Source organism: Streptomyces inhibens (assembly GCF_003389455.1).
Classification (GTDB): Bacteria; Actinomycetota; Actinomycetes; order Streptomycetales; family Streptomycetaceae; genus Streptomyces; species Streptomyces inhibens.
The window spans coordinates 1-9,980 of record NZ_QUAC01000406.1 but is presented as its reverse complement, the minus strand read 5'-3'; the positions used below and the strand labels follow the sequence as shown (position 1 = coordinate 9,980).

At 73.6% G+C, this 9,980-nt stretch carries 12 protein-coding genes; 4 read left to right on the top strand and 8 right to left on the bottom strand.

Translation table 11 applies throughout. From position 1 onward, the window contains the following. Positions 1 to 720, top strand: a 720-nt coding sequence (locus DY245_RS36070) for an NAD-dependent epimerase/dehydratase family protein (protein ID WP_483409837.1), incomplete at its 5' end; no start/stop codon positions are given. Between the two features lie 208 nt (positions 721 to 928). Here DY245_RS36070 and DY245_RS36065 read toward each other — a convergent pair. Continuing rightward, entirely contained in the window at positions 929 to 1,804 is an 876-nt protein-coding gene (locus DY245_RS36065) for a glycosyltransferase family 2 protein (RefSeq protein WP_128511311.1), read from the bottom strand. Positions 1,805 to 2,147: 343 nt separating this feature from the next. Between DY245_RS36065 and DY245_RS36060 the strand changes: the two genes are divergently transcribed. From DY245_RS36060 to DY245_RS36050, 3 genes are all read left to right on the top strand, one after another. Next, positions 2,148 to 2,516, top strand: a complete 369-nt coding sequence (locus tag DY245_RS36060; RefSeq protein ID WP_128511310.1) for a cupin domain-containing protein — start codon at positions 2,148 to 2,150, stop codon at positions 2,514 to 2,516. A 268-nt stretch (positions 2,517 to 2,784) separates the two neighbouring features. Then, on the top strand, positions 2,785 to 3,177 hold the full coding sequence (gene trxA / locus DY245_RS36055) for a thioredoxin (RefSeq protein WP_128511309.1): 393 nt from the start codon (positions 2,785 to 2,787) through the stop codon (positions 3,175 to 3,177). Positions 3,178 to 3,188: 11 nt separating this feature from the next. Next, complete coding sequence (locus tag DY245_RS36050; protein ID WP_128511308.1) at positions 3,189 to 3,785, top strand: histidine phosphatase family protein; 597 nt, start codon at positions 3,189 to 3,191, stop codon at positions 3,783 to 3,785. 43 nt (positions 3,786 to 3,828) lie between these two features. On the opposite strand, the gene DY245_RS36045 is transcribed toward DY245_RS36050, so the two are convergent. The 7 genes from DY245_RS36045 to DY245_RS36015 form a co-directional block, all read right to left on the bottom strand. Beyond that, positions 3,829 to 4,860, bottom strand: a complete 1,032-nt coding sequence (locus DY245_RS36045) for a rod shape-determining protein (RefSeq protein WP_128511307.1) — start codon at positions 4,858 to 4,860, stop codon at positions 3,829 to 3,831. Positions 4,861 to 5,070: 210 nt separating this feature from the next. After that, complete coding sequence (locus DY245_RS36040; RefSeq protein WP_128511306.1) at positions 5,071 to 5,679, bottom strand: hypothetical protein; 609 nt, start codon at positions 5,677 to 5,679, stop codon at positions 5,071 to 5,073. Next, a complete protein-coding gene (locus DY245_RS36035) occupies positions 5,663 to 6,472 on the bottom strand; it encodes an FkbM family methyltransferase (RefSeq protein ID WP_128511305.1) in 810 nt (269 codons plus the stop codon). The genes DY245_RS36040 and DY245_RS36035 overlap by 17 nt, the downstream gene beginning before the upstream one ends. After that, on the bottom strand, positions 6,469 to 6,693 hold the full coding sequence (locus DY245_RS36030; RefSeq protein WP_128511304.1) for a Trm112 family protein: 225 nt from the start codon (positions 6,691 to 6,693) through the stop codon (positions 6,469 to 6,471). Before DY245_RS36030 ends, DY245_RS36035 begins: the two co-directional genes overlap by 4 nt. Continuing rightward, positions 6,680 to 7,612 carry a DMT family transporter gene (locus DY245_RS36025; RefSeq protein ID WP_181924028.1) on the bottom strand — a complete coding sequence of 311 codons (933 nt, stop codon included), beginning with the start codon at positions 7,610 to 7,612 and terminating at the stop codon, positions 6,680 to 6,682. Before DY245_RS36025 ends, DY245_RS36030 begins: the two co-directional genes overlap by 14 nt. A gap of 4 nt (positions 7,613 to 7,616) precedes the next feature. After that, a complete protein-coding gene (locus tag DY245_RS36020) occupies positions 7,617 to 8,381 on the bottom strand; it encodes a class I SAM-dependent methyltransferase (RefSeq protein ID WP_128511303.1) in 765 nt (254 codons plus the stop codon). Then, positions 8,378 to 9,980, bottom strand: a 1,603-nt coding sequence (locus tag DY245_RS36015; protein WP_425329487.1) for a hypothetical protein, incomplete at its 5' end; no start/stop codon positions are given. The genes DY245_RS36015 and DY245_RS36020, both read right to left, overlap by 4 nt.

The window sequence follows — 9,980 nt, the reverse complement described above, 5'->3', positions numbered from 1 at the left end:
GCCGGCGTCGAGGCGGGCGGCGAGGCCGCCGGGCGGCCACGGACGAGGCGGGCCGCCGCCGGACCGTGCCGGGTCGGGGTGCTCGGCGCCGGGACCCCGTTGGGGGAGCACCTCGTGCGGGGGCTGGCGGACAACGGGCACCAGGTCACGGCCCTGGGGCCGGGGCGGCAGGCGGAGCAGACCCTGGACGCGGTGCTCGATCTGACCGCTCTCGGGGCGGCGCCCGGCGCCGACGGCGGCCGCATCACCCTCAACTCCCCGTCCTGCGAGGGCGTCTGCATCGTGCGCACCGGGGACCTGTACGGTCCGGGCTGCCCGCACGACTCACGGATCGGCCGCATGGTGTGGGACGCGCTGCGCAGCCGCCCGCTGACCTTCGAGGAGCCGCCCGGTGCGCTGCTCCGCCCGCTGCACACGAGCGATCTGATCGGCGGCCTGTCGGCGATGCTGCGGACGCCCCCGTCCGAGCGCGCGATCGGGCTCGCGGACGCCGCCACCTGCACGGTCGCCGAGATGGCACAGGCGGTCCGCAAGGCCGTCCGCCCGGTGCCGATCGCCGACCGGGCGGCACCGTCCGAGGCGCCCGGGCCCCGCGCGAAGGAGGCGGCGTGGCCGCCCCCGCCGCCGGGCTGGAAAGCCACCACCGATCTGACCTACGGCCTGCACACGTACGCCCAGTGGCTGGCTTACGAGGGCATCCACGGAGCGCCGGACGCGTAACCGTGGGCCCTGGGCCCGTAGGGGGAAGCCGGGGCGAGGCCCGTACGGGGTAACCGGTCCGAGGCCCGTACGGGAAACCGGTCCGAGGCCCGTACGGGGAAGCCGGTCCGAACAGCGGGCAGCCGGCCCGTTGTTCGGACCCGGGGCCGTCCCGTGGATCAGCAGGCGTCGGACCGACCCACACGACACGCCCTGGACGATCGGCGGGCTAGATGATCGGCGGGCGCCCCAGCTTCGTCATCCGCCACACCGTGCGCCAGCGCATCGGCCGCCGCCGCCCGCACGGAGTGCGTACTCCTTCGGCGAAACCGGCGGCCCAGGCCCGCATGCCCGCCGCCGAGCGGCTGCGGACGGCGGTCAGCGCGGCCCACACGCCCAGGTAGAGCGGCACCAGGAGCGCGGGGAGATGCCGCTTCGCCAGCCATACCCGGTTTCTGGCCACCATGCGATGGAAGACGGCATGCCGGGTGGGCGAGGTGTACGGGTGCTGCAGCACGATCTCCGGTGCGTAGCGGATGTTCCAGCCGTCGTCCAGGGCCCGCCAGGCCAGGTCGGTTTCCTCGTGCGCGTAGAAGAACTCGTCCGGCCAGCCGCCGATGCGCTCCAGCATCGGCACGGACAGGGAGTGCCCGCCGCCGAGGAACGTCGTGACCTGACCGCCGCGCTGGGGGTCGCCGACCCGCAGACGCGGGACGTGCCGACGCTGGGTGCGGCCGAGTTCGTCGGCGATGCGGAAGCTCACGATCCCCAACTTCGGGTCCTGCTCGTGAAGTTCGGCGAGCCGGCTGAAGACGTCCGGGCTGATCAGCAGGCCGTCGTCGTCCAGATCGACCACCACGTCCAGCTCCCCGAGCTTCCGCAGCTCGTCCAGGGCGACGTTCCGGCCACCGGAGACGCCCAGGTTCTCGCTCAGCTCGACGCCGGTCGCGCCGTGCGGCAGTGGGGGGAGCGGCGAGCCGTTTCCGACGACCACGATGTGCGCCGGCTGAAGGTCCTGCTTGGCGACCGAATCCAGCAGCGCCTGCAACTCAGCGGGGCGGTTTCCCATGGTCAAAATGGCGACGCCTACGCGCAGATGACGCACAGATGAATACTCCGTTCTTGGCGGTCTCTCTGCGATGCTAGTCCCCGGGGGAGGCGGCTGCGCGCCATGACGCAGGCCCGGCGACATCCCTGTGACACGGGCCCGGTGCCCCCTCCCCGCCGGGTCCCCCGCGGGGCGTCCGCACCGGCGGGCGAACGCAGTGTCCGTACCGCGGCCGTCGGACAGCAGCGGCTCCTCCGCGTCCACCAGGAACTGGTTGAAGGGGAAACCGATCCGGCGAGATGTCCCGGCCGGGGCACGGTGGCCCGCCGTCCTGTCGCGGCGCACCATGGAAGGACCAGGGGGGTTCACAACGACCCGGGGGTGGTGGGAGGAAGCCCTCATGATGGAAGTCAAAACGATCGACAAGCCGGATGAACGGCGTGACTTTCCCCGGGGTCACCTCGAAGCCCTGCACCTGACCGGACTGGACTTTGCCGTGGCCACCTTCGAGCCCGGCTGGCGCTGGTCGGAGTCGGTGGGCCCGATCGCCGGAACCGACAGCTGCGAGGTCCACCACAACGGCTTCGTGGTCCAGGGACGGATGCGCATCAGGATGAACGACGGCGCGGAGTCCGAAGTCGGACCCGGCGATGTCTTTGTCGTCCCGGCCGGCCACGATGCCTGGGTCGTCGGGGAGGAACAGGTCGTCGTGTACGACTTCGCGGGCGGTATGGCGACGGGGTACGCCAAGGCGAAGGGCCCGGGCTGATCCGGAAGAGACGCTCTGGACGGCGGAACGGTGCGCGCTCTCCCGGACGAGGTCCGGGGGCGGCGCGTACGCCTGATTCCCCCGTGGCCGGTGGGGTGGATTCCCGCGTGGCGGGCGTGTGGATTCCCCCGTGGATCGGGATGTCTAGGAACGTGTTCGGTGGGCAGGGGAGCGGGACGGTCCGGCGCGGAATATGTCACGGGGTGATCCCGTTTTCGCAGCGAGACCGACTGAACATCGTCGAACGACCGGAAGCAGGGAAACGCGCATGGCCACGGTGGAGCTCACCAAGGAAAACTTCGACGAAATCGTCTCCGGCAACGGTTTCGTCCTGATCGACTTCTGGGCCGAGTGGTGCGGGCCCTGCAAGCAGTTCGGGCCGGTCTTCGAGCGATCGTCCGACAAGCACGACGACCTGGTCTTCGCCAAGGTCGACACGGAGGCGCAGCCCGAGCTGGCGCAGGCCTTCGAGATCCAGTCCATCCCGACCGTGATGATCGTCCGCGACAACATCGCGGTCTTCGCCCAGCCGGGCGCGCTGCCCGCCGAGGCCCTGGAGGACGTCATCGGGCAGGCCCGCGCCCTGGACATGGACGAGGTCCGCGCGTCGGTCGCCGAGTCCCAGCAGAGCGGGCAGGCGCAGGCCGAGCAGGCCCAGTAGGCTCGGGGCTCGTGAGCGAACTACTTCTGGTCCGGCACGGCGAGACCGAGTGGAGCCGGGACGGCCGGCACACCAGTTGGACCGATCTGCCGCTGACCGCCAATGGCGAGGAGCAGGCCCGCGCACTGCGGCCGCTGCTGTCGGGCCGGAAGATCGCGCAGGCGTACGCCAGCCCGATGGCGCGGGCACAGCGCACCGCCGAGCTGGCGGGACTGGCCCGGCCGCGGATCGATGCCGACCTGCGGGAATGGGACTACGGCGGCTATGAGGGCATTACCACCGCCGAGATCCACCGCAGCCGGCCCGACTGGTATCTGTTCTCCGACGGTGTCACCCCCGGCCCCGAGGGGCACCCGGGGGAGTCGCCCGACGAGGTCGGGGCGCGCGCCGATCGGGTGCTGGCGCGGATCGCGCCACAGCTCGATGCCGATGAGGGCGATGTGGCGCTGGTGGCGCATGCGCATTTCCTGCGGGTGCTGGCCGCCCGTGCGCTCGGGCTGCCGGCCTCCGCGGGCGGGCTGTTCACGTTCGAGACCGGGGCGTTCGGCGTCCTGGGCACCGAGCACGGCCGCCCCGCGGTGGTCGCCTGGAACGCCCGGAGTCTGTAACGGCGCGGCCGGCGCCGTGGCGGGCCATGACGGCCCCGGCGGGCTACGAGGCCATGGGGTCGAAGTGCAGCGGCTGCACCTTGCCCTCGATCATGGCGCCGAGCCCCATCACGGCACAGGTGTCGGGGCGGTCCGCGGTGTGCACGGGCATGGTGGTGGCCTGATGGATCATCGGCTCCAGGCCAGGAATCAGCGCACTGCCCCCCGCGAGCATGATGCCGCGCTCCCCCAGGTCGGCCACCAGATCCGGCGGGCAGCGGCGCAGTACGGCGCCGATGCTGTCGAGGATCGCGGTCAGCGGGGTGGTGATGGCGTCCCGTACCCGCTCGGTGTCGACATGCACCGAGCGCGCCATTCCGCTGACCACGTCCCGGCCGTGCACCTCGGTCGAGCCCGGGGTGAGCCCGTCGCCGCCGGAGAGGATCAGCTGCAACGGGCGGACGGCCTGCCCCGCCAGCATCAGCTCGTGGTGCAGCCGCAGATGCTGCACCACCGCGTGGTCGATCGCGTTGCCGCCCACCGGCACCGTCTCCGCGGCCACGATCGAACCCAGTGAGAGCACCGCGACCTGCGTGGTTCCCGCACCGCACACCACGATCATGGTCGCCTCCGGCTGCTCCACCGGGAGCCCGGAGCCGACCGCCGCGGCCACCAGGGTGTCGACCAGCTCGACCCGGCGCGCGCCCAGCCCGGTGAGCGTCTCCACGGCCGCCCGCTGGGCCAGTGGCTCGCTGCCGTACGGGAGGCAGACCGCGGCCCGCATCGTGGGCCGGCGCCGCCACGTCTTGCGCAGCTTGTCGCCGACGAGGGTGCGCAGCAGCCGCTGGGCCATGTCGATGTCGACCACGGTTCCGCCGGAGACCGGGCGCACCACGCGGATGTAGTCGGGGGTCCGGCCGTCCATCACCTCGGCCTGGGCGCCGACGGCCAGCAGCGCCCCCGTGCGGGTATTGATGGCGGCGACGGTCGGCTCGTCGACCACCAGCCCCTGGTTCTTCACATACACCCTGGTCCGGGCCGCGCCGAGGTCGACGGCGGCCGAGCAGCGCCGCAATTGGGCGAGGCTGATGGTCATGGGTGATTCCTCCCCGATGGGCCGGTATGAACAGAGCGCTCGCACGGCCCGTTCACACGGACCGCTCGTGCGCCATCCTCTGGGCGCGCGCGAGGGCCCGCCTGTTGGGAGCGTCCGCTCGGGGGACGGGGAGGGTCTGCTCGGGGGACTGGGAGGGGCCGGCTACGCCGAACGGGTGGCGCGGCGGGGGCGGGCCGGTGCGGCGGGTGCTCAGTCGGCCCGTCGCTGGTAGAGCCCCCAGGTGAATTCGGTGACGATGTCCTGCGGTGCGCCGTCGGGGCCGGGGGCGGTGCAGGCCAGGCGCCAGCGGGTGGGGGCGCTGCCCTCCATCGGGCGGGCCGGGGCGAAGGCGCGGGCGACCTCGTCGACGGTGCAGGACCAGGGGGTCAGGTCCGCGGTCGTGCGCAGATCGGGGGCGGCGGCGCCGGGGGCGCGGACGAGCCAGGCGTTCCAGACGGTGCCCCGGGCGGCGGTGAGCACCTCGAACCGCAGATCGGGCCAGAGGGGGACGGGCCAGGTCAGGGCCTCGCAGGTCAGATCGCCGATCCGGCGGGGGGTGACGGTCTCCGGGGCGCCGAGCAGCGCCCGGTACGGCTGGACACCGCCCGCCCGGGGCGCGTGCATCCGCGCCTGCCAGCGGCGGTTGGCCTCCCTCATCTGCGCGCGGGAGACGCCCAGTTCGCGCAGCGCCTGCTCGACCAGTCCGGGGTGGTGGTCGGCCATCCGGCGCAGCAGGACGAGCTGGAAGGCGACCGGTCCCGGCAGGTCACCGGGGGTGCCGGAGCCGGTGGGCGGGTCATTGTCAGTGGTGCGGTTCATGATGGACATGGTCGTGGAAGGCGGGGCCCGCGGGGGGTCCGGGGCGCTCGCCGTCGGGGAGGAAGAGCACGGAATTGACGTAGCGGCGGTGCGGGGCGAAGGAGCGGCGGAGCAGGCCGTGCTCGGCGACATGGGAGGTGCGGGACTGATGGGCGGGCAGATCGAAATCGGCCAGTGGCAGCCAGTGGTCGTGCGGCAGGACCCAGCCGCGATAGCCACGGGAAGCGGTCCAGTCCAGCACGGGCCCGAGCGGCTGGATACGGGTCTCCAACTCGACGAACAGCGCCGGGAGTTCACGCTCGACGGTGCGCTCGGCGCCGCGCAGCACCGCCGGCTCGGCGCCGTCCACATCGATCTTGATGAGGGTGACGGACGTCAGACCGAGCGCGTCCAGGGGGAGGCAGGGCACGTCGAGCGTGGCGGAGTGCAGCCCACGGCGTACGAGCGAGGAGACCCCGCGATCGCCGCGGCCGTCCGGGGGCAGCCAGAGGGTGGCGCAGCCCGTGCGGTCGGTGGCCGCGGCGGGGACCACTTCGACATGGGTGGGGGTCACGGACGCGAGCAGACGGGCCAGATGGGGGACCGGCTCAAGGGTGACGACCCGGTCGGCGCGCCGGGCCAGCCGCCGGGTCCATGGGCCGTACCACCCACCGACGTCGACGGCCGTGCCGCCCGGCGGACAGAAGTCGGCCAGCCGCCGCAGCTCCGGCTCGAAGCGCGGATAGATCCCGGCGGCCAGCGCCGACACCAGCCGGGCCGGCAGCCGTGGCCCCAGCCGCGCGGCGAGCGTCACGACCCGGGCTCCTGGTCCGTGAGGCGGCGCAGCAGATGCTCGTGCTCGGCATCGGTGACCTGCTCGCCGGAGGAGGGGAGGAGCTGGGGGATGCCGTCGAGGATGGGGTAGCGGCGGCGCAGCCGGGGGTTGTAGAGGACGCCGTCGGGGGCGAGAAGGGACAGCGGGCCCTTGTCGAGGGGGCAGGCGAGGATCTTCAACAGCGGGTCATCGGGCTTCATGGCTCAACTCCGGTATGCCGGCGGACGGTTCGGGGGCGGGGGTGTCATGGCGGGGCAGTGCGAGCAGGACGGCCACCGCGACGGCGGTGCCGCCCAGTCGCAGTGCCAGCCGCAGCGGATCGGCGGGCAGCGGCTCACCGAACGCCACGGTGCCGCAGGCGACGGTGAAGACACAGGTGACGGTGGTGCAGACGGGGACGATCACGGAGGCGCGGCAGCGTTGCAGAGCGGTCTGGGACAGGACCAGGCCGGTGACTCCGGTGAAGAGCAGGAGGTAGGGGTACGGCGAGCGGAACAACTGCCCGGCGACGGCCGCGAGGTGGTGGGTGGTGAGCAGACCGGAGACGCCCTTGATGGCCAGTGAGCTGACGCCGTAGAGCAGGCCGACGGCCACCCCGTAGGGGACGCCCGCGGTCGGCAGACGATGGCGGCGCCTGGCGCGCCGCTCCGCCGAGCGGTACAGCAGCAGCCCGGCGGCCAGCGACGGTACGGCGATCATCAGCAGCGTCGTGGGCGGTGCGGTGCGGGCCACGGCCCGTGCGTCATCGCCCCGGAGGGAGGCGACGACCAGCACCAGCGCGACCAGGATCGCCGCGATGCTCTGCCGCTCCCGGCCGCTGGTCCGCTCGCCCAGCACCACCGAGGAGAGCAGCAGAAGCAGGACCAGACCGGAGACGAAGATGCCCTGGGCGGCGGCGATCGGCAGGGTGCGGTAGACGGCCAGCTGGGCGGCGAAACCGGCGGCCAGGGCGAGCGAGCCGCCGAGCCACAGCGGGCTGGAGAGGAGGTGCCGGACGACCCGGGCGGGCTGCCGGGTGCTCAGTGCGGGCAGCGCGGCCAGGGCGCGTTTCTCCAGGACGAAGCCGGTGCTGTACAGGACGTTGGCGAGCAGCGCGGACGCCACGCCCCACCACGGCATCGCGCTACTCCCTTCTCCGGCGGGCATGGGCGAGCAGGATGGAGGCCAGCGACGGGACATGGCAGGCGGCCCGGTCCAGGGGGCGCAGCGGGCGCGGCACATCGTGGTACGGCGCACCGGCGATCCGTACGACCTCGAAGCCGGACGCCGTGAGGAAGCCGCGCAGTGCCCGGGCGGTGTAGAGGCGCAGATGGCCGACGACCTGGGTGCCGGGCCGGCCGTGGACCTGGCGCAGGCTCACCTCCGAGAAGACGGGCTGGACCCCGGCGAGCAGCAGTCCGCGGTTGTACCAGGCGGCGAGATTGGGGGTGGAGAGCATCAGATGACCACCGGGGCGCAGCACCCGGCGCAGCTCGTCCAGGGCGGCGTCGGGGTCGACGAGATGCTCGACGATCTCGCTGAAGAGCACGGCGTCGGCCGAGTCGGCGGCGAACGGCAGCCCGCCGTCGGTCAGTTCACCGCGTACCGCACAGGGGATACGGGTCCGGGCGCGGCGCAGTGCGTCCTGCGACCAGTCGACGCCGATGAGACGGTGACCCGCCAGGACCTCCGCCGCGGTGGCGGCCGCGGTGCCGTCGCCGCAGCCGATGTCCAAGATGGTGGCGGCAGGTGTCCCGGGGCGTACGGGCCCGAGGGCGCGTGCCAGCAGCTGCGCCTGCCGTCGGCTGCGGGCGGTGCCGGACGCCACCGGCACGCTGGGGTCCTCGTAGAAGTCCCGCAATCCGGCCGGGGGTGTGCCGGGCGCGGTGGCGGCGGGGGGCCGGGTCATCGGGCGCTTCCTTCGGTCGGCGGAGGGGGCGGGGGTGCGGGCGATTGGGAGGCCGGGGGAGAGATCGAGGGAGAGACCGGGGGAGAGACCGGGGGAGAGATCGGGGGAGAGATCGGGGGAGAGATCGGGGGAGAGACCGGTGGAGAGGCCGGGGGCGGGGGCAACGGCCCGTGGCCGCCAGGTGGTTCGGTCCACGCCGTGGCGGCGAGGGAGGACGCGAACAGGGCGCCGAGCCGGGCGCCGGCCGGATCGTCCAGGAGGGCGTGCGACCAGCGCAGCGCGAGCTGGATCCGGCCGGCGACGGAGACGGTGGTGACGGTGAGGCCGCGCGGCATCCGGGCCGGGGCGGAGAACCACACCGCGGTCGGGCGGCCGGCGTCCCCGAAGTCCAGCGGGTAGGGGATCCGGCCGATGTTGGAGAGGAGCGTGGTGGAGGTCCAGGGCGCGGCGGCGGTACGCAGCGCACGGGTGAGCGCGCCGCGCAGCCCGACGGGCAGCACGGGCGCGGTCAACACCCGCCCGGACAGGCCGAGTTGATGGCCGGGCGGCGCCGACTTGAGGGCGCGGGTACGGGCCGCCGTGCGCCGCAGCAGCCGGGCCACCGCATCCGGGTCCGGCGGATCGGCGGTGAGCAGCCCGGCATCCCGGCGTTCCTCGGGCCCGAAGCCGACCGAGAGCAGCCGGGTGCCGTTGCCGATGGGCATCTCGGTGCCGCGCGGCCGGTCGTCGACCGGCATGGTGACGACGACGGGAGCGGCGGCGGGGGCGCCACCCGTGCCGTTCGGGCCGTCGGGAAGGTCGTGCAGCCGGTTCCAGCGGGCCACCATCAGACAGGTGGCGACCAGGAGTTGATCGTTGACGGTGTACGGCGCCCGGCCGTCCCCGCGCGGGGGACGGGCCGGAATCGGCAGTTCGACGATGAGCATGCCGTTGCCGATCCGGCCGCTGTGCGGAGTGTGGCCGGGGTCGGCGGCGATACGGGCCGGGCGGGCGAAGCGCCGGCCGGTGCCCGGCAGGTCGTCGGCGGGCGGCCGCTCCGTACCGGGATCGGCGGCGCGTACGGGCGAGGGGGCCGGGGAGTTGTCGGCGCCGCCGTACAGCTCGGCGGCGGTGGCCAGCACCCGCAGGCAGGCCGGGCCGTCCAGTGCGGTGTGGTTGATGGTGAGCAGCAGCACGGTGCCGTCCGCCGTGCCCGGTTGCCCGATCACCTCCAGCCGTACGGGCGGCGAGGCATCCAGCGGCGGACAGTCGGCGAGCGCGCGTTCCCTTGCGCGTACGAGGGCATCGGGACCGGGGGGCGGGAAGGCGACCGGGTCCACATCCGGCGCGGCGGTGAGCTCCCACTCGTAACGGCGGCGCCACCGGCGGACCGGCGCCTGGCGCATCAGGATGCGCGGGTGCCGGGCGAGCGCCTGGTGGAACGCGGTGCGCAGCCGCGCCTGATCGACCCGGCCGGGCAGATGCACCTCGATGTGGACGGTCTCCGGTTCGTCGTCCTGGAGGCAGTGCCGGGCGATTTCGTCGACGACGGGGAAGGGGACGCGGGCGACGGCGGGTTCGAGGGTCTGCGCCCCCCCACCCCCGAACCCACCCCCCGCC

What these genes read in the sequence shown, in the direction of transcription:
- DY245_RS36060 (WP_128511310.1), top strand. Translation starts at nt 2,148, where the DNA reads ATGATGGAAGTCAAAACGATCGACAAGCCGGATGAACGGCGTGACTTT.
- trxA (WP_128511309.1), top strand. Translation starts at nt 2,785, where the DNA reads ATGGCCACGGTGGAGCTCACCAAGGAAAACTTCGACGAAATCGTCTCC.
- DY245_RS36045 (WP_128511307.1), bottom strand. Translation starts at nt 4,860, where the DNA reads ATGACCATCAGCCTCGCCCAATTGCGGCGCTGCTCGGCCGCCGTCGAC.
- DY245_RS36040 (WP_128511306.1), bottom strand. Translation starts at nt 5,679, where the DNA reads ATGAACCGCACCACTGACAATGACCCGCCCACCGGCTCCGGCACCCCC.
- DY245_RS36030 (WP_128511304.1), bottom strand. Translation starts at nt 6,693, where the DNA reads ATGAAGCCCGATGACCCGCTGTTGAAGATCCTCGCCTGCCCCCTCGAC.
- DY245_RS36025 (WP_181924028.1), bottom strand. Translation starts at nt 7,612, where the DNA reads ATGCCGTGGTGGGGCGTGGCGTCCGCGCTGCTCGCCAACGTCCTGTAC.
- DY245_RS36020 (WP_128511303.1), bottom strand. Translation starts at nt 8,381, where the DNA reads ATGACCCGGCCCCCCGCCGCCACCGCGCCCGGCACACCCCCGGCCGGA.